The sequence below is a fragment of the Euryhalocaulis sp. genome, from assembly GCF_013911995.1.
GTDB lineage: Bacteria > Pseudomonadota > Alphaproteobacteria > Caulobacterales > Maricaulaceae > Euryhalocaulis > Euryhalocaulis caribicus.
This window is the reverse complement of sequence record NZ_JACESD010000007.1, coordinates 44989-70881: the sequence shown is the minus strand read 5'-3', so window position 1 is coordinate 70881 and position 25893 is coordinate 44989. Positions and strand designations below refer to the sequence as shown.

The following is a 25893-nucleotide window of genomic DNA, read 5'->3' as shown; positions in this document are numbered from 1 at the left end:
CGGTTCTGACGCCGTTTTTGTATGTTCAAGGCTTCAAAAAGAGGCGCTTTCTACACGCCCCATTTGCGCTTATAGGCCCGCCACGTGGTCGCCCAGCGCTCCGGATCGTCCAGGGTTTCGCCCTTCAGCTTGGCCTTTGCCTGGTTATGCGGCGCGCTTTTGACCTTTTCCGGGTCGCTATAGGCCTCGTCGCTGATCTGCGCGAGGACGTCGATCCAGTAATCAATGTCCTCTTTCGACCACATCTCGCCCGCTTCCGGGGTGAAAGGCTCCGGCACCACCCAGGGTTCGTGGCTCAGCCAGAAGGCGTCCACGCCGAAATCCACCATGCGATTCTGCACGTCGAAGACCGTGACCCCGGTGTCTTCGAACAGCTTTCCGAGGCTGTAGCGCGTCATTTCCATGCGCCACGCCTCGCCATTCGGATGCGAACGGGTCACGCCGCGGATCTCCAGCAGGCGCTTTTCCATATAATTGTTCAGCAGAACGGAGATGTTGCAGGCCTCGTCCAGCCCCTCCGCGCCCATGGCGCGAGTCCAGGCATAGGCTTTTATGACCTGATGAACGTTGCCCAGATACTCGCGAACCCGCCCGGTCGAGACCTCTGAACTGTCGTCCAGGCTGTAATGGCCGTCCCTTTCGATCACCAGCGGCCCGGGCATGAACGGCGCCAGCTCCGCCGTACAGCCATAGGTGCCGACAGCCGGTCCGCCGCCGCCCTTGGGCACGCCGAAAGTCTTGTGCAGCATGAACATGCAGGCGTCGAAACCCAGCTCGCGCGCGCGGATCTTGCCCATCACGCCATTGAAATTGGCGTGATCGTAGAAACAGAGCCCGCCGGCCTCATGGACTACGCGCACCCACTCCTTAATCTCCGGATTATAGACGCCCATATCGTCGGGATTATTGATCATCAGGGCCGCCGTGCGGTCCGAAACGGCTGCTTTCAGGGCGTTCAGGGACGGATACCCGTCCTCTTCCAGCGGCAAAGTGATTACCTCGAACCCCGCCGCCGCGGCCGTCGCCGGGTTGCAGGGGTGTGACTGTATGCTGGTAATGATCTGATTTCGCTGGGAAAGCTCGCCTTTCGCGGCGAAATAGGCCCGCGTCACGCAGGCCTGCGTATAGGCCGCATCGGCCCCGCCGGCGGCCTGAAACACGAACTGATCCATGCCCGACAGCTCGCGCATGATGGCGTCGAAGCGGTGGATGATTTCCAGCGCGCCCTGCATCGTATCTTCGTGCTGGTCCGGGTGAATATCCGCCACATAAGAGCGGGCCGTGATCTTCTCGCTGACCCGCGGATTGTATTTCATCGTGCAGGTGCCAAAGAGGTTCACCCCCATCATGCCCAGCGTTTCCTGCGACAGGTGCAGATAGTGGCGCAGGACGTCGGGTTCCGAATTTTCCGGCAGAGCGGGCGCGGACTTCCGCTGCATGCCTTTCGGCACAAGGCTTTCCGTGGTTCCGGCGCTGGCGAAAGCGCCTTCTCCGGCCGGGAAAAGCTGCCCCCGGCGGCCCGGCGCGCCGGTTTCCATGATGACGGGTTCGTCCCAGACCGGCGCCTGGTAGCGGCGCATTTTCGTGCTCGTGGTCATTGCGCGCAAACCTCCTTCAGGGCCGTGGCCAGGTGTTGAATGTCTTCCTCAGTGTGCATTTCGGTGACGCAGTAGAGCGCGCTCTGGCCCAGCTCCGGGAAGTCGCCGGAAAGGTCCAGACCGCCGAATACGCCCTTCCGGCGCAAGCCTTCATTGATTGCGGAAACACTCTTCCCGGTCCCGTCGAAATTGACCGTGAACTCCTTGAACCAGCCGGAATGGCTGACTTCGACTCCCGGGATTTCGGCCAGCTGGACGGCGCAGTAATGGGCGCGCTGCAGGATCGTCTCGCCCAGTTCTCGGAAACCCTCCGGACCCAGCAGCGACATATAAACAGCGCTGCCGATGGCCCAGAGATAGACCGAGTTGCCGGTCCAGTCCTTGCCCTCTTCCCTTGAGCCGTAGGAGCACTGGGCGAACAGGCTGTTGCCGAAGGCGACTTCGCCCTCGCGCTCGGTCTCGGCGATACTGATCATCAGGGTGGGGTATTCGCGGGCGTAGCGCTCCTCGTCCCGCGAGGCGATGAAACCGCCCAGACCGCCGCCACAATACATTCGGATGCCCAGCGGCTGGATAGAGCCGACAACGATGTCCGCGCCATAGTCCGAAGGCGGCGCGAGAACGCCGAGGCTGACCGGGTCGACGCCGACGATCAATTCCGCGCCGGCCTGATGGGCGAGATCGCCGATGGCGGCGGCGTTCTGTTCGATGACGCCCAGAAAGCCAGGATTTTCCAGATAGATAGCGGCCGTGCGGTCAGAGAGTTTGGCCTTGATGTCCGCCAGATCCGCGCATCCCGTTTCCGGATCGACGCCAAATTCCACGATGCGGATGGCGGAGGGCATTTCCTCCGGCTCGCAATAATTCTCGATAACCGAGCGGCGCTCCGGCGACATGTAGCGGGGGACCAGAACCTCGAACCGCTCGGTCATGCGGCTGGCCATGCGGATCGCGTGCCCCGCCGCGCAGCCCCAGCTATAGACAGGCAGCCCGACCATATCGAGCGCCAGAAGCTCGCCCAGCTGGCTCTGGAACTCGAACCAGGCCTGATTGCGTCCGACATCCGATGACGGCGTGCCCCAGACCGAGGTCAGGAACTCGCTGCGGCCCATGACTTCCTCGCAAACCGCCGGGACGTAATGGCGCCAGCACCCCCCGCCGAGAAAGCTGACCGCGTCTTCGCACGAGACATTTTTGGACAGGATTTCGTGCATGTGACGCGACAGCGAGACCTCGCTGGTCAGGGCCGGCGGAAGGTCAATTGGCGCGCTGATGCGGTGATCGGCCGGAATCTGCTGGAAAAGCGATTCCATCGACTTCACGCCCGTTTCGGACATCAGTTCGTCGTGCGCGGCCCTGTTGGAATTGGGCATGTAGGGATGCGCGCGGACTGGCCTGTTCGTCATATTCATCCTTCCCCCGTTGTTTCCGAAATTGTTGGAAAACCCGGACTCGCTGTCAACGCAGTTGTTCGTTCTGCGGACTTTTGTATCATACTGACAAGGCGCGGCGGGAGTCCCGGAAGATGCAATTCCCTTTATTTTTAACAAATTTCAGGAATAGCCATCATTCAGATTGGGCAGGCGCGCGTCTGAAATAATGAACATTCGTGCGAATATCACCGCATCCAGCGCCCTGAAGATCGGCCTGATTATAAATCCGGTCGCCGGGCTGGGCGGTCCGCTGGGACTCAAGGGCACCGATGGCGATATCGCCGCGCGGGCGCTGGCGGCCGGCGCCGCGCCGCGGGCGGGCGAACGCGCCTTGATCGCGCTGAAGGCGCTGGCGCCGCTTCGGGAACGACTGACCATACTGACCGGACCGGGAGAAATGGGCGAACGGGTTGTTCGGGAAGCGGGTTTTCAGGCGGTGGTTCCGGATGGGTCCGGAAACGCCACGGCCACCAGCGCGGCGGACACGACACGGCTCGCCGCCGGGATGGCGCCGGAGGCCGCATTGCTGATGTTCGCGGGCGGCGACGGCACAGCGCATGACGTGATGCGCGCGATTGGCGAAGCCACCCCTGCCCTCGGCGTTCCGGCGGGCGTGAAAATGCATTCCGGCGTCTTCGCGACCACCCCGCAAACGGCCGGCCAGGCGGCGCTGAACTTCCTGACCCTGCCGCCCGAAAGGCGCGAGACCGAACCGGGCGAGGTTCTGGATCGCGCGGCGGATCCCGCCGGCGGTTACAGCATGGTGTTTCATGGCGTGTTGCAGACGCCCAGATCCGGCGCGCTGACCCAGAACCCCAAGGCGATGGCGGCGGTAGGCGACGAAGCGGCGCTGGACGGCGCCTGCGCGCGGGCCGCCGAAATCACGGCGGACGGACGCCTGACGATTGTGGGTCCGGGCTCGACCATGCGCCGGGTGAAGCGGCGGCTGGGCGATGAGGGCGCGCTTCTGGGCGTCGATGTTTACCGCAATGGCGAACTGGCCGCCGGCGATGTCGGCGAAGCCGACCTTCTGAACCTTGCCCGCGAACCGGCCCGCATCATTGTCAGCCCGATTGGCGGGCAAGGATTCCTGTTCGGGCGCGGCAATCAGCAGATCAGCGCCGAAGTGATCCGACGCGTCGGCGTGGACAATATCGTCATCGTCGCCTCCGAGGAAAAACTGGTCGCGCTGGGCGGCCAGCCGCTGATCACCGACACGGGCGATGCGGCGCTGGACGCCATGCTGGCCGGTTACCGCCAGATTCTCACCGGCCGCAACCGGAAGACGGTCTTCCGGATCGGCCACGCACAGATCGAAGGCGGGGCCGCATGAGCCCCGCCCGTTTCAATCCACCAAACCATAAAACTGGGAGGCGTCCGTCATGAGCGACCCTTGTATCATCACCGTGGCCATTACCGGGTCCGTGCCGCGCAAGAAGGATAATCCGGCGATTCCGATCACCGTTTCCGAGCAGATCGAGTCGACCCATGAGGCGTTTGAGGCGGGGGCGACGGTTGTGCATGTCCATGTGCGGAACGAGGACGAAACCCCGACCGCCGCGCCGGAGCGTTTCGCCGCCTATCTGGAGGGCGTGCGCAAGGCCTGCCCGGAGATGATCGTGCAATATTCAACCGGCGGCCGCTCTGGCAAGGGCGATGAGCGCGGAGGCATGCTGTCCCAGAAGCCGGACATGGCGTCGCTTGCGACCGGGTCCTGCAACTTCCCCACGATTATCTATGAGAATTCGCCGGCCCTGATCGAGGACCTGGCGGACAAGATGAAGACTTACGGCATCAAGCCGGAGATCGAGGTCTTCGACCTCGCCATGCTGTTCAACGCGGTCAACATGACCAAGGCCGGGCTGCTGGACAGCCCGCTGCATGTTCAGTTCGTGATGGGCGTGAAGAACGCCCTGCCCGCGCGCCGGGACGTTCTGGAGTTCGAGATCAACATGCTGCGGGAACTGGCGCCGGACGCCACCTGGGTCGCCGCCGGAATCGGACGCCATCAGGAAGAGGTCAATCGCTGGTGCCTGGAGCTGGGCGGGCATTGCCGGACCGGGCTGGAGGACAATATCCGCATGGACCGCGACACGCTGGCGCCCAGCAACGCCGCGCTGGTGAAGAAGGTGGCCGATATGTGCGGCGAGTATGACCGCCGCCCCGCCACGCCGGCCGAAGCGCGGGAAATCCTGTCCCTGCCCGCGGCCTGATCGCCTTTTCAAAACCCACAAACAAAAGAGCCGGCTCGATTATCGAGCCGGCTCTTTCATTGTACGCCCCATCGATAAGGACTTATTGCGGCAGCGGCTCCCGCGCCCAGAATTGCTGGACCTCGTCTTCGAGACCCGTCATTTCCCAGCGAACCAGAACCATCGGCAAACGGCCGGTGTCCATGAAGGTGTCGTGGAATTCCTTGAGGTTGAAATCCTCGCCCAGTTGACGCTTGCGGTCGGCCAGAAGCTTTTGCATCTGGACCATGCCGGTCATGTAGCCAAGGCCATAGCCCGGCGGACGGCGGAGATAGATTTCCGCATCCACGCGCGCCACGTTGGCGTCGAGATACGGCGTTTGCTCGCGCCACAGATCGACGACTTCATTGACCGTCATCTTGTTGTGCTGAAGCCAGACATCGGCGGGCATACGGGCCGCGCGGAAGATGCCGAACGCATAGATCAGCTCACGCACGCGCGGCTTGTCCTCGAACAGGCCGAGATGCTGCATGCCCTCTTCCAGATAGACGCCCCAGCCTTCGGTGCGAACACCGTCCGTCAGGCGGCCGCGGATCGGATCGTCATTGTGGTCCTCGACAACGCCGTCGAAACGGTGCCCGGGGATCACAGCGTGCAGGTGGTCAGGGCTGGGATCGCGATACTGGATCTCTTCCCAGAAATTGCGCCCCTGAGGCCGGACGATCCACGGCACGTTGGTGCCCAGAACGGCGGCGTATTCCGGGATCGTGATGACCTCCTCTTCAACGAGGAATTCACGGATATCCTTGTCGGTCTGCTGAATCTTCTGCTCGTATTCCTCGGCTGAAGAGGCCGGGGCGAGTTCAGGAAGATCGCGGTTGCGGTGACGCTCCAGCGCATACATCGCCCAGAGACGATCCAGCTCCCGGTTACCCAGCGTGACAATGTCACGGGAATCGTAGGGCAGCAGCTTCACCTGCTTGAGATACCAGTCGAAATTCTCCTGCCCGACGCCGGCGTCCGCGGTCATCTGCGGACGGTTTTCGGTCAGCCAGCTATGGAAGTCCTCGACGGCGGCCTTGGCCGCTTCGACATCGTCGCGCAGTTCGGGCTGCTGATCGAGGCGGCTTTCAAGATCCTCGTACCAGCCGATGACGCCGGCGGGGGGAGTTTCACGATAAGGGTGGCCGTGGCCCACGCCGTCTGCATTGGTCAGGTTGTGCAACGCCAGATCAGCGTAATCGGCCGCGACATTGTCGAGATTATTCTTCGCCTCGCGCACCAGGACCGGGACCGCGCGCAGATCGCGGTGCAGCTTCTCCAGCGCCTCGCCTTCCAGCGGCAGTTCGGCGAACGGCACGGTCAGCATCTGGTCGACATAGAAGCCGGGATCGCGTTCCCAGGGCTTCGATACGTTCAGCAGGAAATTGTGCTCGTCCAGCTTGGCGCGGACCGCCAGATAATCAGCCTGCTGCGGTTGATCCCAGGCGGCGACATTCATGTCCATCATGCGGGCCATGAGAGAGTCGAGCTGCTCACGGCGCTCCGCGACGGCCTCGTCGCTATAATCGGCGACGCCGCTCCAGGGTTCGCTGTCGGCGATTTCGCCAACGATCGGCGCGTCGTCCTTCCACTCCAGGAACTCGTCATAGAGCGAAACCAGGTCCTGGTAAGAACCGGCCCCGGAGGGCGGGCCTGCAAGCTCGGCCTGGTCCATCGACGGTTGCGCGGCAACGGCGAGCGGCGCAAACGCCACGGCGGCCGCCACGCACAGGGTTTTTCCAAATGAGATCGGCATTTTTCAAGGTACTCCCTATCAGGGAAAAAAGAATGAGGGCCGGCGGGAAATCCAGAAAGAGCGCCGGCCCTCGGGGAGGAAGATCTAGAAGGAGAGCTTGGCTCCCGCGAAGAAGCGGCGGCCCAGAACATCATAAAGCTGCATCTGGGTGTTCGAGTCGCCCCCGGCCCGGAAGCCGATGATCGGGGGCTGCTTGTCGAAGACATTGTTCACGCCGGCGAACAGCTGGACATTGTCGGTGATCTGATAATCGCCCACCAGATCGACATAGTAGTGCCGGTCGATCTTGTCCTTCTGAAGCTGGAACGCCTGATCGGAAAGATCCACGTCGCCGATGATCTGGACCTCGCCCCGCAGCGAGACCGGCCCGCTGCTCCAGTTGGCGGTGACCAGGCCACGATAGTCCGGCGTGATCCGCGTGCCGTTGCTGGAGCAAGGCCCGCCGAAGAAACCGGCGCATTCGACTTCAGGCAGACCTTCCAGCGGAACGGTCGTGTCATCGAACTGCCAGGTCGAAACGAAGCGCAGGTCCAGCGCCGCCCCTTCATTGGGAAGGGCGAACATATCCGGCAGGTCCATCGAGTAACCGACGCCCAGATCAATGCCCGAGACGGCGCGGCTGGCCACGTTCAGCAATGGCGCATTCACGCTGTTGATGTTGCCGCCCGAGAAGCGGGTGATCGACTGACAGGCCGTGCTGTTGGCGTCCAGCGTGTCGAAACAGGTATCGACCAGCACCTGGGCGCTGACCTGCGCGATGGCGTCTTCGACGGTGATGTCGAAATAGTCGGCGGTGATCGAAAGCCCCGGCACCATGGGCGGCAGAAGAACGAAGCCGGCCGTATAGGTGTCGGATTTTTCTTCCGACAGATTGGGGTTGCCGCCGGAGAAGACGTCGAAGCCCTGGCTCGTGCCGACTTCAAGCGTATCGATGACCTCCGCGGGCACGCCCTGTTGCAGGCAAAGCTGCTTTTGCGCGTCCGTGGGGTTGTTGGCGGCGACGCAAGGATCGACCCCGCCCGTAAAGCCGCGGCCGGGCGCCGCGAACAGTTCGTTCAGGTTGGGCGCGCGGATGGCGCGGTTATAGGAACCGCGCGCGCGGACCCAGTCCGTGATCTCCCAGTCCACGCCGGCTTTCCAGGTGAACACGCCGCCGACCGTGGAATAATCCGAATAACGGGCAGCCGCCTCCACAGCCAGCGATTCAACCGCGGGCAGGCCCTGCAGCAGCGGGACGCGCACCTCGGCGAAAATCTCCGCCACGTCCAGTTCGCCGCCATTGATGGTCGGGGCGACGCCGCCCTGATCGGTCAGATCGCCGGCCAGCGCAATCTGGTCGGGACGGGTGTCGAACGTCTCTTTCCGCCACTCGGCGCCGAAAGCGGTCGCAACCGGACCGGCGGGGAGCTCAAACAGCTCGCCGGAGACAGACGCGCCCGCCACCTGACGGGTGAACTTGTCTTCGCGGCCCGTTCCCACGCTCAGGAAATCGGCCATTTCAGGCGTCAGCGCATCCGTGCCGAACAGATTGACCGGAACGCAGCCAAGGATCTGGTTGCGGCACTGAACCTGACCATCGACCACGATCGTATCCAGGCCCAGCGTGGTGCGGGAAACCGACAGACGGCCGGTCTGGTTCACGATGACGTCGGACTGCTGGTACTGATAGTAAGCATCCCAGCGCCACGGATTGTCCATGAAGTCAAAATCGCCGCGCAGGCCGCCCGTCAGGTTGAAGGATTCAGCCACGATGTTGGAGTTCCGCGGACCGAATTCCTCAAAACGGCGCCCCGTATTGCGCACCAGGAAGGTGCCATCGCCATCGGCGTCAAAATAGGAGCGGTTGGCCGCAAAGAAATCGCGCAAGACCTGCGGATAGAGCGGGTTCGTATCAGCGTTCGGAATGGCGATCGTGCCCGATTCCTGACCCGAGCTGGTCGGCGTCACCGCCTCCGGGGCCTGCTGATAGGAGTTTTCCTTGTTGGTGTAGAACATCTGGCCATAGGCTTCGATATTGTCGGTAATCTTGTAGAAGCCCGACGTCGTCGCCTGATAGCGCTCGAACGGCCGCAGCAGGAAATTGTCCGCCGCGTAATTATACTGATCGGTGATGCGGCAGAACGGCAGCGGCTCGCTGCCCGCGCCAAACCGGATGCCCTGAATGCTGCTGCCCTGGCAGTCCGCCGCCGCCGCGTTCAGATCCAGACCGTTGATCTGGTCGAAATCCGACGACGGAACGCTGATGAGGCCGCCCGGGATGTTGCCCGAGCCGAAGGGCTGGAATTCACCATTGGCGTCCGCAAGGAAGGGCTGCGAGGAAAATTCCCGGTCGCCCATAAACACCGGATCGCGCTTGGTGTATGCGGCGTGCGCCACGATATTGCCGCGGCCGTCCGGCGCGTTCACGCCCAGGAGGAAGTCCAGCTTGTGGGTCTGTCCGTCGCCCTCGCCGGTTTCGCCATACTGATAGCGCGCCTCGGCGCCTTCAAAATCATCCTTGAGGATAAAGTTCACCGCGCCGGAAATGGCGTCGGAGCCGTAAACGGCGGATGCGCCGCCCGTGATGATTTCCACCCGGTCAATCAGCAGGTCTGGGACCGTGGCCAGGTCGACCAGGCCCGTTTCGTCCGCCGGAATGAACCGGCGGCCATCGACGAGGACCAGCGTGCGGACCGCGCCAAGACCGCGAAGATCGGCGCTGAGAACCCCTGTCCCGCCTGACTGGTTGGTCGTGCTGGTATTGTCCGGATTGAGCTGAGGAAATTCGTTCAGCGTCTGCTCTAGCGTGACAGAACCGGATTTCTCGATCTGCGCCTGATCAACGGTGGTGACCGGGCTGGGCGCGACGAGGTCGCGGCGAACCAGCCGCGAACCGGTAACCACGATAAGATCAGTCGGCTCTGCCTGCGCCTCGTCGCCGGCGGTTTGTGCAACCGCCGCGCCGCCGGTCAGAACCGCCGCGCTCAGGGCAGTGCTCATGAACAATGTCAGAAATTTTGAACGCTTGTCTGTGCCGAATTTGCCAACTGATGACTTCATCAGATCCCCCAATAGTCGATTGAGGACCGTCAGAATTCACGCCGGCACAGCAAATAGCGCCACACCGGCGACAAAACCGCGGTCCATTTTGCCGCCCTCTCAGATCCCACCACGAGATCCCGATAAACGACTTGTCCCACTAGCCAGCGTGAACAGATGACTTTTTAATGTCAACTAAATTTGGGCGCTTACCGAACTTTTTTTTGCTGTGCGTACGTTTTGATTTTGCTAGGCGCTATCTTCAGGCTTCACTGAAGAGAATATTCAGCGCCGGATTGATCGTACGCACGCCAGCGCGCCAACCATATAGAGAGCATCATGACCGATCTGAAAAACAAAACGATTCTGGTAACCGGAGCCTCCAAGGGCATTGGCCGCGCCATCGTTGAAAGGCTCGGCCAGTCCGGCGCATATGTGATTGCGCATTACGGATCCGACCGCGCCGGCGCGGAGGAGGCAACCAGCGATATCCCGGATGAGCGCAAGCTGCTTGTGAGCGCGGATCTCAACGACCTGGATTCGGTGGAGGCGCTCTGGGACGAAGCCGAGCGCTGGCGCGGCAAGGTGGATATTTTCGTCAACAACGCCGCAACGATGATGTGGAACGGGGGCTTCGACGCCCCGCTGGAGGACTGGGACAAGGTCTGGCGCGACACGCTGAACATCAATGTTCTCGGGCCTGTCCGCCTGCTTCGCCGCGCCGTGCGGCATTATCGGGAAACCGGCGGCGGCGTGATCATCACGCTTTCCAGCTGGGCGGCGCAACGCGGCGTCGGCAACCCCGACACGATCGCCTATGGCGCCTCCAAGGCGGCCGTGGCCGCGGCCACGCAATCAATTGCCCGCGCCTACGCCAAGGAAAACATCCTCGCCTATATCATTGCCCCGGGCGTCGTCCGCACGCGCCTGTCCGAAGATTTTGCCAGAAGTCAGGGCGGAGAAGAAAAAGTCACACAGAGCCTTGCCATGGGCGAATGGGTTTCACCCGCCGAACTGGCGAACCTTGTAAATTTCCTTTCCACGGGGGAAGTCCGGCAGCTCAGCGGCGCCACGCTGGACGTGAATGGCGCCAGCTATATCCGCTAAATCGGCGCCGCCCGCCACCGCAAACTGAGCGAGAATAGTTGCCGAATAAATTTTGACCGCTATGCTAACTTTTGTTCGCTAGACGATCATTTTTTGGTCTATAATTCGGGCAACAAATGTAGATTTGCGAGTCGGCGCCATCAAATCGACGTGGGGCGGATCATAGGAGGGGGCGTGCATGACAAAACAATTCCGGGGTAGTTACACGGTCGCCATTACGCCGTTCACCGAGAACGGCGACGCGGTGTGCGTAAAATCTCTCAAACGCTTTATCGACTGGCAGATAGAATCCAGAGCGCCCGGAATTATTATCCTTGGCACGACAGGCGAATTTCTCGCCCTCTCCGAAGACGAACGCAATCTGATCATCGAGACGACCGTGGCGCACGCCGATGGACGGCTGGACGTTCTGGTCGGCTCAATGGATGCGTACACGCCCAAGGCCGTGCGCTTCAGCCGTCAGGCCGAAGAGTTGGGCGCCGACGGGCTGATGATCATTCCGCCTTATTATTACACCCCGACCGAGGACGAGATTCACGCCTATTACAAAGCGATCTCCGAAGCGGTTTCCGTGCCGATCATGCTCTATAACAACCCGGTGACGTCGAATGTCGACATGTCGGCCGATCTCATCGCGCGCCTGACCCGTGATTTCGACAATGTCCGCTATATCAAGGAAGCGAGCATGGATGTCGGGCGGGTTTACGACATTGTGGAGCGCACCGAAGGCGTAATGAACGTCTTTGCCGGGGAACGGCCGGTCGAAAGCTATCTTCTGGGCGCGGTTGGCTACGTTAATCCCTACGGCAATTACCTGCCCTATTCGACGTCGCGTCTGTGGGACTTCCTGGTCGAAGGACATATCGAACCGGCGCGGAAGATCGCGGCCCTGCTGGCCGAAATGGACGAAATCGTTTCCGAGGGCCACCCGACCTACGGGCACCAGTGCTATTCCAAGGCGCTGGCCGAGGCCGCCGGTTACCCGGTCGGCGATGTCCGCCCGCCGCTGACCCGCTTTGCGGAGCTGGGGGCGGAGGGCGTGGAGCGCCGCGACAAGCTGTTTGCCGTGATGAAAAAAATTGAAGGGCTGGCCGCAAGGTTTGAGGCGGAACTCGCCGCCTAGCGCCCCGGCCAGCACCGCGCGGCCGGACCGGCCGCGCCTGACGCGTGGGGGAAAATCATGAAATTTCGTTCCATATGCGGGGCGCTGGCGCTCCAGCTTGTGCTTGTTGGTTCCGGCCTGACGCAGGAGCCGGCGTCCCCTGCGCCGCCGCCGGGCTATGAAGAGCTGACCGGTCTTTTCGACCGCTTCCGCGCCATCGCCGAGCCGCAAATCGTCAACGGCGTCCCCGATTACAGCGCCGCCGCCATGACCGATCAGCACGCGCAGGTCCGCGCGATGCTGGCCGAGCTTGAGCAGATCGACGACAGCGCATGGCCGATCCCGCGCCGGGTCGATTACATGCTGGTTCTGGCTGAGTTGCGGGGACTGGATTTCCAGCATCGCGTTGTACGCCCGTGGGCGCGCGACCCGGGCTTCTATTCCACCACCAATCTGGGCTTTGGCCCGAAAATGGCGGGCGCGATGCCCGCCCCGTCAGCGCCCGTCCCGGCGGACGAGCGCAATGCGCTGATCGGAAAACTGAATGCGGTTCCAGCGATTCTGGCGCAGGCGCGCGGCAACCTGACCGATGCGCGGGGCGATCTGGCGCGGCTGGCTATTCAGCAGAAAAACATCGAACAGAATGTTTATGCCGAACTGGCCCGCAAGACGGCGCAGGACGACCCCGAACTGGCGCAGGCGGCGGAAAACGCGCGCGCGGCCACGGCCGAATTCATTGCCTGGCTGGAGAGCGTGGAGGCTTCCCTTCCGGCTTATGGCGGCGTCGGCCGCGAAAATTACGACTGGTATCTGAAACACGTCCTGCTCTTTCCCTATTCCTGGGAAGAGATGCGCATCCTGGCCCAGCGCGAGTATGAGCGCTCCATGACATTCCTGAAAATCGAGGAGCACGAGCACAAGGGCCTGCCGATGATCGAACCGGCGGAAACGCTTGAAGAGTTCGAGCGCCGCCGCAACGCGGCCGATCACGACATTCTGGAATATTTCCGCGAGAAGGATGTGATGACCGTTCCGGACTGGCTGGAGCCGCCAGTCGGCGAAGGCCCGTACGTTCTGCCGGGCGACCGGGATCCCGAAAAGGGCGGCCCGTTCGAAGCGCCGATCCGCCGACATTTCTTCCGTCAGGCCGAGGACCGCAATCCGCACGCACTGCGCGCGCATAACCTGCCGGGGCATTTGTTCGACCAGATGATGGGCGCGCGCGATAAGCGCCCGATCCGCAGCGCGGACCGGCTGTATTTCATCGACGGGCCGCGCATCGAAGGCTGGGCCTTTTATCTGGAGGAATTCATCCTGCAGGCGGGACTGTTGGACAGCCGTCCGAACGCCCGGATCATTACCTATATTCTTCAGGCCAAGCGCGCCGCGCGCGTTCTGCCGGAGCTGAAACTGCACAGCAATGAGTGGACCTATGACGAGGCGCTGGCCTCGCTGACCACGCGCACGCCGAAATGGATGGGGCCGCAGGATTCCATCGCGCGTTTCGATCTGGAGCTTTATCTGCGCCAGCCGGGCTATGGCATCGGCTATTATATGGGCAAGGTGCATCTGGAGGCGCTTCTGTCCGAACGCGCGCAGCAGCTGGGCGATGATTTCGACCTCAAGGAATTCCATGACGCATTTCACGCCAGCGGTCTCATCCCGATCTCTCTCATACGCTGGGAAATGACCGGACGTGGAGATGAAATCGCCGAAATGCGATAGCGTGCCCGGCTCGAGTCCAGACGCGCCCCGTCCCGACAGCAACGAGCTATGGGGCGAATACTGGGGTCGCGCCCCGGCGGACGCCTGCACGGCGGAACTGCCCCCCGCCGTTCGGGAGGCGATTAGCGTGGGCTGGCGCGAGGCCTTCGCCGCTCTGGACGACGGCGCTTGCGTTCTGGACATCGCAACCGGCAAGGGCGCGGTTCTGGAGACCGGCCGGCGCGCGATCAAACCGGGCCGCGCCGCAACCCTGACCGGGCTGGACCGCGCCAACCCGCCGCCCGGGCGTCAGGGCGCGGCCTTTCAATCCGGCGCCGCGAAATTCATCGGCGGGGCGGACGCCGCCCGCCTGCCCCTCCCCGATCTGTCGCAAGACCTGGTCACAAGCCAGTTCGGTGTTGAATACGCCGGCTTGCAGGCGGCCGCCGCAGAGGCCGCGCGCGTCTGCCGCGGGCGGATCCTGTTTCTTGTCCATGCAGCCGATGGCGCAGTCGTGCGCCAGAACAGCGCCCAGTCGGAGCAGATTGGATGGGCGCTGGATGAGCTGGGGTTCGCCACGGCGCTTCAAAATTTCTTCAAGGCGCGCTCGACCGAAACAGCCGGACAGATGGACCGGATTCTGAAGGCCATGCGGGCGCGGGCGGAGCGGGAAGAGAACCCGAACCTTATTTCCGGGCTGATCGGCAATGCGCTGGAATTGCAGACCCTGGCCGACCATACGCCGCTGCCCGAAATCTCCCGCATGATCGAGGCGATGGAAACGCGAATGAGGGATCACGCCGCGCGTATGGACGCCCTCGCCCGCGCCGCGCCGACGGCGGACGCCCTGGAGGCCGAGGGCCGCCGGCTTCAAACAGCCGGGTTTGGCGATCTCGCCATCAGCCCTCTGACCGGAACCAACGGTGAGATTGCGGGCCGGTGGATTTCGGCGCGGCGGGAATCCGGCAATGGCCGAAAATGACCAGATAGAAGAGGAAAGATTGATGAGACGATTTCTGAAGCCAGGCGGCGTCCTGACGGCCGCTTTCATGGCGGGCCTGGCGCTATTCGCCAATGTCCCGGCCGCAACAGCCCAAGAGTCCGGAACAATGACCGATTACGAAACCCTCCTCGCCCTGTTTGAAGACTGGCGTGATTTTGAAACGCCGGAGATGACGGACGGCGCGCCCGATTACAGCGACGCGGCCATGGCCGAAAAACAGGCCGGTCTCGAAACCTATCGCGCGCGGCTTGAAGCGATCGACCCCAACGGCTGGCCCGTGCCCCGGCAGGTGGATTATCAGATCGTCCGGGCCGAGATGAACGGTCTGGATTTCAATATCCGCGTGTTGCGCCCGTGGGCGCGGGACCCCGCCTTCTACAAATCCGTCTGGACCTATGAGAGCGACACGCCGGGACATGAAGGCCCGACGCATCACGCCGTCACGGAACTGTGGACCTATGATTTTCCGCTGACCGCCGCCGAGGAGGCGCGCCTGACCAAGGACCTGTCCGTCATTCCCCCGCTGAACGAACAGGCGCGGGAAAATCTGGACGGAAATGCCCGGGATCTGTGGACCGCCGGCATCTTCACGATCGAGGAACAGGCCGGCGTGCTCGAGGATCTGGCAAAGCGCACGGAAGACGCCGGGCCGGAGCTTCGCGCAGCGGTCGATGAGGCCCTGACCTCGACGCGGGCCTTCGCCGAATGGCTTGAAGCGGAAGCGGATTCCAAGACCGGACCGTCCGGCGTCGGGAAGGAGAACTACACCTGGTATCTCCAGAATGTTCACCTGATCCCGATGACCTGGGAGGACGAGGTGATGCTGATGAAGCGCGAACTGAAGCGCGCCATCACCTCTCTGAAGCTGGAAGAACACCGCAACCGCGACCTGCCGCCGCTGGAGCCGGTATCAAGCGCCGAGGAATACGAGGCGCTGGCCAAGGATCGCGTGCGCAAATACATGGCCTTCATGGAGGACGGCGAAATCGTCCATGTGAAGGATTACATGGAGCCGGCCCTGATGGAGAAGACCGGCGTCTATGCGCCGCCGGAAACCCGGAACTTCTTCGCGCAGGCGACCCATCGCGAGCCGATGACGCTGTGGACGCATTTCTATCACTGGTGGGACCTGGCCCGGATCAAGCAGCATCCGACGCAGAGCCCGGTCCGGCAGGGCGCGCTGCTCTATAACATCTTCGACAGCCGGGCCGAGGGCGTGGCCACCGCGGTCGAGGAAATGTTCATGCATGCGGGCCTGTATGACGATAATCCGCGGGCGCGGGAGATCGTCTGGATCATGCAGGCGGCGCGCGCGGCGCGGGGCCTTGCCTCGCTCTACGCTCAAGCCAATGAATTCACCATGCAGGAAGCCTCCGACTTCCATGTGGAATGGACCCCGCGCAACTGGATGCGGCGGGATCTGGACCTTCTGGGATCGGAGCAACAGCTCTATCTGCGGCAGCCGGGATACGGCACCAGCTACATCACCGGCAAGCATCTGGTGGAAGAACTGATGGCCGATTACGCCATGCAGGAAGGCGAGGATTTCGTGCTCGCCGATTTCCTTGAAGACATGGATGGCCGCGGCGTGATCCCGGTGTCCCTGCTTCGCTGGGAAATGACCGGCGAAGGCGATCAGATCGAAAAACTGACCGCCAACTAGATGCAAGCTCAGGGCGCGGGATTTTCCCGCGCCCATCGCGCCACTTCGGCATGCGTGCCGAACCATATATCGCCCTTCTCCCGGGCGTGTTCGATCAGCGCGTCCAGCATCCAGATGCGTGAGCGATAGCCGATCACGAAGGGGTGCATCACAAGCTGGAACAGGCCGCCCTCTTCCCAGGCCGCGTCCAGTTCCCGCTTGAAGATCGCATAGACATCGTCCGGCGGGGTCCACGGCCGCGTGGCGGGAGAGCGGTTGAACATCAGATAGACCGCATCGTCGCGCAGCCATTCCACCGGGACCTCCACCACGCCTGTCGGCTCCCCATCGCAGACCAGTTCGTAACAGGACTCGTCAGCCATCAGCGAGCTGTCATATTCCAGCCCCATCTCTTTCACGATGCCGATCGTGTTGGGGCTGAGGTCCCAGTTGGCAGAGCGGAACCCGACAGGCGCGCGGCCCATCGTCTTTTCCAGAACATCGCGCGCGCGAAGGGTCAGCTCGCGTTCGGTCGCCTCATCCAGCAGGGAATTATTCTCGTGGATCCAGCCATGCAGGCCGACCTCATGCCCCGCGTCCACGATGCGGCGGGTCTCGTCCGGGTCGATCTGCGCGCAGACAGCCGGCATGAAGAAGCTGGCCGGAACGTCATGACGGGCAAGCGAGGCCAGAATGCGCGGCACGCCGACCCGGCGGCCGAACTCGCCCCAGGCCAGACGTCCCGTCGCCGTGCCGCCGCCGCCCAGCTCAAACGTCTCGTGATCGCAGTCAAAGGACAGCGCAACAGCGCAACGCGCCCCGCCGGGCCACGCGGCGGGCTTCAACGCCCTGCCGGCCCGCACGCGGCCGATGAGGCGCCGCCATTCTTCTTCCTGCAACGTCCAGGGTTCGGAGATACGCTCGCTCATCAAGGCTCCAGGTGCAGGTGTTATTATTGCGCAGACGCGCCGATCAGATGGAACCCGTCCTGACGGCCATCGAGATAGCGCACCGTCCGGCCGTCGAAATAGGCGTCCTCTTCCAGCATGAAGCGCACCGTCTGGCCGCCCCATTCGGGGACGTCATATTGCGCGTTCAGCTCTATCGACCAGGCCGTGTCGGGGCGGACCAGATATTCGCCCTTGCCCGGCACCGGCGCCTGACGCTCCCACATGCCGATCCACGGACCTGCCCCGTGACCGTGATAGCCGATGGGGTGGGTATAGATTGTCGGGTTGAGGCCTTGCGCCAGCGCTGTTTCGCGAGCCGCCATCAAAACTTCGTTGCCGGTGCGCCCGGCCCTGAATTCCGCCGTCAGCGCATCCTGCACCGCGTTGGCCGCGGCCAGTCCCGCCTTCAGGCCGTCCGGGGCGTCCGTTTCGCCCTCTTTCAGGACATAGGCGTGGTGCTGGGTGTCGGTCTTCAGGCCCAGATAGTCGATGCCGAAATCGACATGCAGCAGGTCGCCGCGCTGAATGGTGTTTGCGCGTTCAATGCCCATCGTCTCGATCGCGAAAGTCTCAGCGCCCGGGCGCTGGATATTGACGCTGGGGTGGAACCACGTGTCCAGCTTGAGTCCCGCAATGCGTTCGCGATACCACCAGACAAGGTCCTCCGCCGTTGTCTCGCCCGGCGTGACCACGGCATCAGAAAAACCTTCACCAATTATGGCGTGGGCGATGCGGACAATGGTTGGATAGACCTCCATCTCCGCTTCAGTGCGCGTTTCCAGCCAGCCAATCCCCAGCCGGTCATTGCGCACGATCCGGTCAGCATAATCGCCGAGCGCGGTCTCCAGCGCCTCGCCTTCGCCCATCGACAGGCCATCGGCCAGCGCGACATGCTCAGAAACATTCACGGCGATGGTTTCGGGATCGCGTTCCTCGATGATCTCGCGTATGCGCCGCCACTGGTCGGGCTCGGCGTCGGCATCCCAGGCGGAGGGGAACGGGCCGACAGGATAACGCGCGACGGCCAGACGCTCGACGCCCGCCTCGCCCCGGTCGTGGAAGATCAGGACTGTCCGCCGCCGCGCCGCCAGCCATGTCGCCGGCAGCATCGTCTCGACGACCGGGTCTTCATTATATTCGCGCGCGACCAGGATCCACATATCCACGCCTTCGCGGCGCATGAGCTGCGGGATAACCGTGTCGAGCCGGTTTTCCAGCCAGGCGTCTTCCAGCGCGGCCCGTTCAGCCAAGGGCAGGATTTCGGGAAGCGCGGGATTTAAGGCTTCCTGGGCGACGGCGGGGCCGGCCGTCAGGACCCCGGTCAAGAACAGGCCGGCCGCCATCTTTCGCATACGATGTCTCTCCTGATTGGACGAATGCGTCCAGCGTCTAGTCGAGCACGTCTTCCAGCGGAGTGCGATTCCAGAATTTCTCCACATCGCCTTCATAGCCGGTCATTTCGTAGCGGATCAGCGCCATGGGAATGCGGCCGCGCATGATGAAGTCGTCGTGGAATTCCTCCAGCACGAAGTCCTCTCCAAGTTGCCGCTTGCGGTCCGCCAGCAGGCGAAACATCTGGATATTGCCGATCGTGTACTCCAGCCCGTGCCCCGGCGAAGGACGCAGATAGGCGTATTTGCGCGCGACATTGCGATCCAGAAGCGGGGTCTGGCTGATCCAGTAATCCACCGACTCTTCTGAATTCATCTCGTTCAGCTGATGACGAATATCCCCGACGCTGCGGGCGGCCCGCCAGATTCCAAAGATATAGATGAGTTCACGCGTGCGCGGATCATCCTCGAAGAACCCCGCCTGAAGCGGCCCTTCTTCCAGATAAACGGCCCAACCCTGCCAGCGCGCCCCGAAACTGACCTCCCGGCGGATGGGATTGTCCAGTTCGCTCGCGACGCGGTCATCGAAACGGTGACCGGGAATGACAGCATGAAGATGATCGGGCGAGGGGTTACGGTACTGGACCTGCTCCCAGAAATTGGGCGGGGTCGCGCGCTCGATCCACGGCACGTTATAGCCCATCTCTTGCCAGTCCTCGGGAATGAAATCCGGGATCGTGATGAAGTCTTCCTCCACCAGCCAGCGCCGGACTTTTTCGTCGGTCTCCGCGACACGTTTCTGATACTCGGCCGCAGACTCGGGAAGCGTTATTTCGGGCAAGCCGCGATTGCGATGCCGCTCCAGCGCATAGAAGGCCCAAAGGCGGTCCAGCTCGCGCTCTGACAGCACCAGCATTTCCTCGGCGGTGTAGGGCATCAGCAGCGCATTCTGGACGAACCAGTTCAACGCCTCCTCGCCCACGCCGTTCGGGGCATCCATTTCCGGGCGCTTTTCGACCAGCCAGGCATGGAAATCCTTAATGCTGGCCAGGGCGGCCTCAATATCGGGCGCCAGCGCCGGCTGCTCGGTCTTCGCGCGGCCCAGAATGTCCTCGTACCAGCCAATCAAGCCCGCCGGGATCGGGTCGCGGGGCGGATAATCCTGCTCAACGCCATCGGATTCGGTGAGATAGGAAATTGCCAGATCCGCGTAATCCGCCGCGCCTTCGGTCAGGTTCGACTTCGCCTGCGCCGTGAAGTCCGGGACCATGCGCATCTGGGCCGTCAGCTCCTCCAGCGCTGCGCCTTCCACCGGCAATTCGGTAAATGCCGGCGTCAGCATTTTCGCGACATAGAAGGCCGGATCGCGCGTCCAGGGGCGCGTAACACGGAAAATGAACTCTTGTTCGTCGATTTGAGCGCGAACAGTCAGATAGTCGGACTTCTGGGACGGGGTCCATTCAGACGGATCAATTGCCGCCAGATCCGCCTGTAGAGTTTCAATCCCCTCCAGGCGCGCGGCGACCGCCCCGGGCCGGAAATCAAGGCTTTGACTATTGTTTTCCTTCCAGCTCTGGAAATCCGCAAATACGTCCGTCAGTTCGGAATAATCCGTGGATTGCGCATTCGCAGCCCCAATCAGCAAGCTGAAAATGACCGTCGCCAACCAGGCTGATACACCAATTCTTGAATTTCGAGACATGCCCACACCCCAATAAATGTTCCCATAACGAACGAACGTTCATTATATCGACTTATTGGCGTATTGCCACCGTAAATCGGACGCTATTTGAAAACAGGGCTTTGTCAGGCGAATGCGTCCCGGCTCCATAGAGCGGGAATGGCCCAGCCTTCATGCCGCGCCGAAGCATCAGCGGAAGGCGATTACCTCCGCTGATGCCTTGAAATTACGAAAGCGTTGGTTCGCCGGGACTCGTTAATCGCTCAAGCGCGTTTCCTCCGGCAAAGTCAGAATGGCGCGCCGCTACGCGTTGATGAAAGCGAGGAGGTCCCGATTCACCACATCCGGGTTGATCGTGCACATTCCATGACCCAGCCCTTCGTATGTCTTCAGCGTCCCATGCTTGAGAAGCTCGACCGACAGCGGCGCGGAGTCGTCATACGGCACGATCTGGTCGTCATTGCCGTGCATCACGAGGGTCGGAACATCGATCGCTCTTAGGTCCTGGGTGAAATCGGTTTCGGAAAAGGCCTTGATGCAATCATAATGGGCCTTCGCGCCGCCCATCATGCCCTGTCGCCACCAGTTCCAGATCACGCCCTGATCGACTTTCGCGCCCGGCCGGTTGAAGCCGTAGAACGGCCCGCTCGGCACATCGAGAAAGAACTGCGCGCGGTTGGCAACCAGCGCGTCCCGAAAACCGTCGAACACTTCGATCGGCAGCCCGCCCGGATTAGCGGCGGTCTTCACCATGATGGGCGGAACGGCGCCAATGAGAACGGCCTTGGCCACCCGTCCCGGCCTTGCGCGGGCGACGTACCGGGCGACCTCCCCGCCGCCTGTGGAGTGGCCGATATGGACAGCCTCTTTCAGGTCGAGATGATCCGCCAGCGCCGCGACATCCGCGGCGTAGGTATCCATCTCGTTGCCTTCCCATGTCTGGGTCGACCGGCCATGGCCGCGCCGGTCATGGGCGATGACCCGGTACCCTGCGCCGAGAAAATACATCATCTGATTGTCCCAATCATCGGCGCTCAGGGGCCAGCCGTGATGGAACACGATGGGCTGCGCATCCCGCGGCCCCCAGTCCTTGAAGAAAATCTCCGTACGGTCCTGTGTTTTCACAAAGCTCATGATCCAAGGCTCCTCTTGCAGGTGTTATCGGAAATGCTGGAACTGCGGACGGCGGCGGACGTGCGCCGGTCCCGCCGCACGGGCAAAGCGGCGCACGAACGCCGTCCTACTCATTCACGGCCACTGTCGAGACCTGGCGCGCCGCCTGGTCGATTACTTCGGCGACGGCGTGCGGCTGGGTGATAAAGGGCACATGGCTTGCCTCGACTTCCGTGATCTCAGCGCCGGCGCGTTCAGCCTGCTGACGCAGCAGACGCGGATCGATCGCGTGGTCCTGCGTCGCCACGATCGCCCAGCTCGGCTTGTGACGCCATGCCGCCTGCGTCAGTCGCTCGCCGAATATCTCCATATTGATGGGGACCTGAGAGTCCCGCATGAAAGCCGCATTCGCGTCGGTCGTGTCGCCGGCAAAACCTGCCTTGAACAGTTCCAAATTCACGAAGCCGAAGCCGTCGGGACCGGTCTCGATCACGAATTCCGGAGGCGCCGGTATCTCCGCGAACTGGTCCCCCGTGCTTTCGCCCGCATCAGGGGCGAGCGCGGAAACGTAAACCAGACCAGCGACGTTCTCCCCGGTCCCGGCCTCGGTGATGACCGATCCGCCATAAGAGTGGCCGACAAGAATGCTGGGCCCGTCCTGCCGCGCCAGGATACGGCGCGTCGCCTGCACGTCGTCACCGAACGAGGTAAGAGGGTTCTGCACAATCGTGACGCGATACCCGCGCGCGACGAGATCGTCATAAACGCCGCGCCAGCCCGAACCGTCAGCAAAGGCGCCGTGGACCAGCACGACATTCCGCACCGATTGATCTTCTGGGATGCGCGCTTTCGTTTCCGCGTCCGCGGCGACGGATATTGCCGCGATCGTTGCCGCAGCCACGGCGGTGTTTCGGATACCGGAGATCATTGTCTTCTTCCTTGGGGTTAGAGGGGAGTGAAGGCGCTACACTGTGGGGATCGTCCCGCCATCGATGACGTACTCCGCGCCGGTAATGGAGGCGGCGCGGTCCGATGCGAGAAAGGCGATAAGATTGGCCACCTCGTCAGGCTTCGAGGGGCGGCCGACTGGAATGCCGCCCAGCGAATCCATGACGATTTTCTTGCCGCCTTCGCGGTCGACTCCGGCGCTCTTTGCGACCCGTTCGATCATGCTGATCGCCGCCTCCGTCTCGATCCAGCCGGGTGATACGCGCAGGACGCGCACGCCATGGGGCGAAACCTCCTTCGACAGGCTTTTGCTGTAGGTGGAGAGCGCAGCCTTCGCAGCCGCATAGGCGGTTGTCGCCTCCGGCAGCGGAAGTCTGCTCTGGATTGATGTCACGTGAATGACGGCGCCGCGCCCGCGCGCCACCATGTCAGGAACCAGGGCGCGGTCCAGACGAACGGCGGGCATCAAATTGAGATCAAGCTCCCTTGCCCATTCGGCGTCGTCCAGCGCCGAGAATCCGCCAGCCGGCGCAGAAGACCCGCCCAGCATGTGAATAAGCACATCGACCCCGCCAAGGCGGTCCCGCGCGGCGGCGGCAAGATCGGCGCAGCCGCGCGCCGTTGTAAGGTCGGCGGAAATGAAAATGTCCTCGGGCGTCGCATCAGGCCGTGTCCGCGCCGCTGTCAGCACATGGGCGCCAAGCTCACGGAACAGGGCGACTGTCGCAGCGCCAGCGCCGCGTGTTCCCCCTGTAATCAGAACGCGCGTGTCCTGGAGTTGCAGGAAGCCGCTCATGCCCCGATTTCCAGTTGTGAGATTCTTCCGTCTTCAAGCAGGAAGGAAAAAGCGAGCCGGGCCGGACTCCCGGGGAAATTTCCCGAGACCAATGCACGGACGATCGTCCGGCCCTCATTGTCCAGGACCTCCTGCGGTTCCGCGGTATGTTGGTATCGCGCCTTGGCTGCTTGCCACCACTGGGCAATCTCGCGGCGCCCGACATGGATTTTTCCTTCATCCTTGACGGACGCGTCCGCCGCAAAGGCGCTGACCGGCGCCGGCCCGCGAGGGGCCTGATCGGCGTCGAAGAATTGTTTGACAGGGGCGGGCAGTTTCATGGCGATCTCCTGCGGTTTCAGGGTTCGCCAGCCATCTAGGCGTGGACACACGCGACAACAATCGGGATAAAACGGGACCTCCCATTGCGGATTTCGGGACAATGTTTCGAACGGGGCTCAACGAACTCGACGCCGTTATCGCCATTGCGCGCGAGCGGTCGTTCCGCGCCGCCGCGCGCATCCTTGGCGTATCGACAACCGCATTGAGCAATGCCGTGGCCAAGCTCGAGGGGGATCTCGGCGTGCGGTTGTTCAACAGAACGACCCGAAGCGTCTCGCTCACGGACGCGGGCCGGGCCTTTATCGAACAGATGAGTCCCGCCCTGCAGGATATCCACGCCGCCATGGAGGCGGTCCGCTCGCAACAAACCACGCCAACCGGCACTCTGCGTATAAACGCTTTCGCCGCCGGGGCCCGTGAAATCCTGTCTCCGCTGGTTCTGGAATTCCTGCGCCGCTATCCGGAGGTACAGATCGATATCGTTACCGAGGAAAGACTGGTCGATATCGTCGCTGAAGGGTTCGATCTGGGCCTGCGCCGGGCCGACATGGTGCCGGCCGACATGATCGCTGTCCCGCTTGGAAGGCCGCAACGCTACGCCATCGTCGGATCAGCGAAATATTTTGAAACCCATGGCGCGCCGAAAACGCCCCAAGACCTTTTCAAACATCGCTGCATCCGCGCCCGTTTGCCGAACGGAATCCTGTTCCGCTGGCGCTTCGAGAAAGACGGCGAAATCGCCCTTATTGACGCGCCGGGATCACTGACTCTGGATGAGGCCAGCCTGATGCGCACCGCTGTTCTTGAAGGCGTCGGCATCGGTTTGCTGCTTGAGCAGGATATTCGCGAAGACATCCAGGAGAAGCGCGTTGTGCGCGTGCTCGAGGACTGGACGCCGCCATTCGCGGATCTGGCGCTGTATTATCCCAGCCGGCGCAATCCCTCCGCCGCGTTCAAGGCATTCATAGATCTGGCGCGCCAGACCGGTAAGGCGGCGACGGCATAGGGCGAGATTACGGACAGAGAGAAGATTGTTCGCAGAGCGATGGCGGTGCTGTCAGTCTGATGCGAACCGGTCTCCGTAGAGACAAGGAAGCACCCGGCCCTGTCCAGCCAGAAGCTGGCCATTCGAGGGTGTCCAATACTTTGTCTGCCCGCTAAAATCCTGTCAGCTTAGCGCGACCGGACTTTTTGCCGAGTCGCCCGACTCGTTTCGGATGTCGGTTCGTCCAATATAAATCCATGCGCGACGGGGGCAGGAAATGACCACGAAGAGTGCCGACCCCAAATTCGCCACCCTGCCGATTGATGCATTGGCTGAAGACCTGTTCGGTCTCAATCTGAGGGGATTGCGGTCAGTGCGGGTGCTCTGGGTCCGCCCGAAACGCTATTTTTCAGCCGCCAGGACGCTCGACTGGAACGACACATATACGCCGTCGATCCGACTCTGGCTTTCCTTCTTCGCGCTGTATTCTTTGCTGCAGGTTTGGTGGATTGGCGAGAATGCCGGCATGATCAGCGCTTATGCCGCAGGCTTCGCCCAAGCCGGTTTGCTCCTGCCCGAAGGCATGACCTATGAAGACGTCGGCAAGGAGACTGTACTGTGGGTCTTCGGGCTCGTGCCTGTTCTTCATATCGTCAGCATGGTCGCGCTGTCGCTGGTCTATCCATTCTGGGGGGAGCCCACGACAACAGCGCTCCGGCAGCGCTACCTGTTTGCGACGATTGTGCCGAGCGCAAGCTTGATGCCGGTCTTCATGACAATAATGCTGTTTGTACCCGGCGACTGGCTTGTGGGATATGGCATCGTGATCGCAATGGTCTCGTTCCTTATACACTTCCAAACCGGCTATCGCGGAGCGTATGCAGGCGTGTCGGGACTTTCCAAAGTGTGGCGCGCCGGGCTGCTCGCTGTGATCGTTGTCGCTTTGAATACTGCCTGCAGCATCGTGGCCCAGATTGCTGGTATTCTCGTAACCTCCCAGAAGTACGGAGTAGTTACAGGCTGACCCCTTGCCTGAGTGGCTCTTGGTCCGCGATTCTGGGAATTTTCCGAGTGACTGGATGGCGGTGTGCGCAGGCGGAAGCGAACAGGTCTCCACCGTTCCTCTTCGCATGATGTCTCAATATCCTTCCAAATTTCCCAGCAAGCCTTG

20 protein-coding genes are annotated in these 25893 nt (G+C 62.2%); 9 read left to right on the top strand and 11 right to left on the bottom strand.

The window, feature by feature from the left end:
• Positions 1-50: 50 nt before the first annotated feature.
• The gene (gene gcvPB / locus H2040_RS03240; protein WP_287154393.1) at positions 51-1598 is read right to left on the bottom strand and encodes an aminomethyl-transferring glycine dehydrogenase subunit GcvPB; all 1548 of its coding nucleotides are present in this window, start codon (positions 1596-1598) and stop codon (positions 51-53) included.
• Entirely contained in the window at positions 1595-3004 is a 1410-nt protein-coding gene (gene gcvPA, locus H2040_RS03235) for an aminomethyl-transferring glycine dehydrogenase subunit GcvPA (protein ID WP_287154391.1), read from the bottom strand. The genes gcvPB and gcvPA overlap by 4 nt, the downstream gene beginning before the upstream one ends.
• Positions 3005-3197: 193 nt before the next feature.
• Here gcvPA and H2040_RS03230 point away from each other — a divergent pair, with 193 nt between their 5' ends.
• Positions 3198-4364 (top strand): ATP-NAD kinase family protein, encoded by a 1167-nt coding sequence (locus H2040_RS03230; RefSeq protein WP_287154389.1) that lies wholly within the window; start codon positions 3198-3200, stop codon positions 4362-4364.
• Between the two features lie 49 nt (positions 4365-4413).
• Positions 4414-5244, top strand: a complete 831-nt coding sequence (locus H2040_RS03225; protein ID WP_022697408.1) for a 3-oxoadipate:acetyl-CoA acetyltransferase — start codon at positions 4414-4416, stop codon at positions 5242-5244.
• A gap of 82 nt (positions 5245-5326) precedes the next feature.
• On the opposite strand, the gene H2040_RS03220 is transcribed toward H2040_RS03225, so the two are convergent.
• Both H2040_RS03220 and H2040_RS03215 read right to left on the bottom strand, forming a co-directional pair.
• Positions 5327-7021, bottom strand: a complete 1695-nt coding sequence (locus H2040_RS03220; RefSeq protein ID WP_022697407.1) for a DUF885 family protein — start codon at positions 7019-7021, stop codon at positions 5327-5329.
• 84 nt (positions 7022-7105) lie between these two features.
• Complete coding sequence (locus H2040_RS03215; RefSeq protein ID WP_287154386.1) at positions 7106-10000, bottom strand: TonB-dependent receptor domain-containing protein; 2895 nt, start codon at positions 9998-10000, stop codon at positions 7106-7108.
• Between the two features lie 378 nt (positions 10001-10378).
• Between H2040_RS03215 and H2040_RS03210 the strand changes: the two genes are divergently transcribed.
• The 5 genes from H2040_RS03210 (at position 10379) to H2040_RS03190 (ending at position 16618) form a co-directional block, all read left to right on the top strand.
• The gene (locus H2040_RS03210; RefSeq protein WP_287154385.1) at positions 10379-11146 is read left to right on the top strand and encodes an SDR family NAD(P)-dependent oxidoreductase; all 768 of its coding nucleotides are present in this window, start codon (positions 10379-10381) and stop codon (positions 11144-11146) included.
• A gap of 178 nt (positions 11147-11324) precedes the next feature.
• Positions 11325-12269, top strand: coding sequence for a dihydrodipicolinate synthase family protein (locus H2040_RS03205; protein ID WP_022697404.1), 945 nt, complete (start codon positions 11325-11327; stop codon positions 12267-12269).
• A gap of 57 nt (positions 12270-12326) precedes the next feature.
• The gene (locus H2040_RS03200; protein ID WP_287154382.1) at positions 12327-13973 is read left to right on the top strand and encodes a DUF885 family protein; all 1647 of its coding nucleotides are present in this window, start codon (positions 12327-12329) and stop codon (positions 13971-13973) included.
• Positions 13951-14934, top strand: coding sequence for a class I SAM-dependent methyltransferase (locus H2040_RS03195; RefSeq protein WP_287154380.1), 984 nt, complete (start codon positions 13951-13953; stop codon positions 14932-14934). The genes H2040_RS03200 and H2040_RS03195 overlap by 23 nt, the downstream gene beginning before the upstream one ends.
• 22 nt (positions 14935-14956) lie before the next feature.
• Positions 14957-16618 (top strand): DUF885 family protein, encoded by a 1662-nt coding sequence (locus H2040_RS03190; RefSeq protein WP_287154378.1) that lies wholly within the window; start codon positions 14957-14959, stop codon positions 16616-16618.
• Positions 16619-16626: 8 nt separating this feature from the next.
• Here H2040_RS03190 and H2040_RS03185 read toward each other — a convergent pair whose 3' ends face one another.
• The 7 genes from H2040_RS03185 to H2040_RS03155 form a co-directional block, all read right to left on the bottom strand.
• Positions 16627-17526 carry a polysaccharide deacetylase family protein gene (locus H2040_RS03185; protein ID WP_022697400.1) on the bottom strand — a complete coding sequence of 300 codons (900 nt, stop codon included), beginning with the start codon at positions 17524-17526 and terminating at the stop codon, positions 16627-16629.
• Positions 17527-17549: 23 nt separating this feature from the next.
• Positions 17550-18899, bottom strand: coding sequence for a M24 family metallopeptidase (locus H2040_RS03180; RefSeq protein ID WP_287154375.1), 1350 nt, complete (start codon positions 18897-18899; stop codon positions 17550-17552).
• Positions 18900-18936: 37 nt separating this feature from the next.
• Positions 18937-20523, bottom strand: a complete 1587-nt coding sequence (locus H2040_RS03175; protein ID WP_287154373.1) for a DUF885 family protein — start codon at positions 20521-20523, stop codon at positions 18937-18939.
• Positions 20524-20862: 339 nt separating this feature from the next.
• On the bottom strand, positions 20863-21693 hold the full coding sequence (locus H2040_RS03170; RefSeq protein ID WP_287154371.1) for an alpha/beta fold hydrolase: 831 nt from the start codon (positions 21691-21693) through the stop codon (positions 20863-20865).
• A gap of 106 nt (positions 21694-21799) precedes the next feature.
• Entirely contained in the window at positions 21800-22597 is a 798-nt protein-coding gene (locus tag H2040_RS03165) for an alpha/beta fold hydrolase (protein WP_502709323.1), read from the bottom strand.
• A 39-nt stretch (positions 22598-22636) separates the two neighbouring features.
• A complete protein-coding gene (locus tag H2040_RS03160; RefSeq protein WP_287154367.1) occupies positions 22637-23416 on the bottom strand; it encodes an SDR family oxidoreductase in 780 nt (259 codons plus the stop codon).
• Positions 23413-23736 carry a nuclear transport factor 2 family protein gene (locus H2040_RS03155; RefSeq protein ID WP_287154365.1) on the bottom strand — a complete coding sequence of 108 codons (324 nt, stop codon included), beginning with the start codon at positions 23734-23736 and terminating at the stop codon, positions 23413-23415. Before H2040_RS03155 ends, H2040_RS03160 begins: the two co-directional genes overlap by 4 nt.
• A gap of 101 nt (positions 23737-23837) precedes the next feature.
• On the opposite strand from H2040_RS03155, the gene H2040_RS03150 reads away from it, so the two are divergent.
• Complete coding sequence (locus H2040_RS03150) at positions 23838-24743, top strand: LysR family transcriptional regulator (protein ID WP_287154363.1); 906 nt, start codon at positions 23838-23840, stop codon at positions 24741-24743.
• A gap of 256 nt (positions 24744-24999) precedes the next feature.
• Positions 25000-25746: a hypothetical protein gene (locus tag H2040_RS03145; protein ID WP_287154361.1), complete on the top strand. Its 747-nt coding sequence runs from the start codon at positions 25000-25002 to the stop codon at positions 25744-25746.
• Positions 25747-25893: the final 147 nt, after the last annotated feature.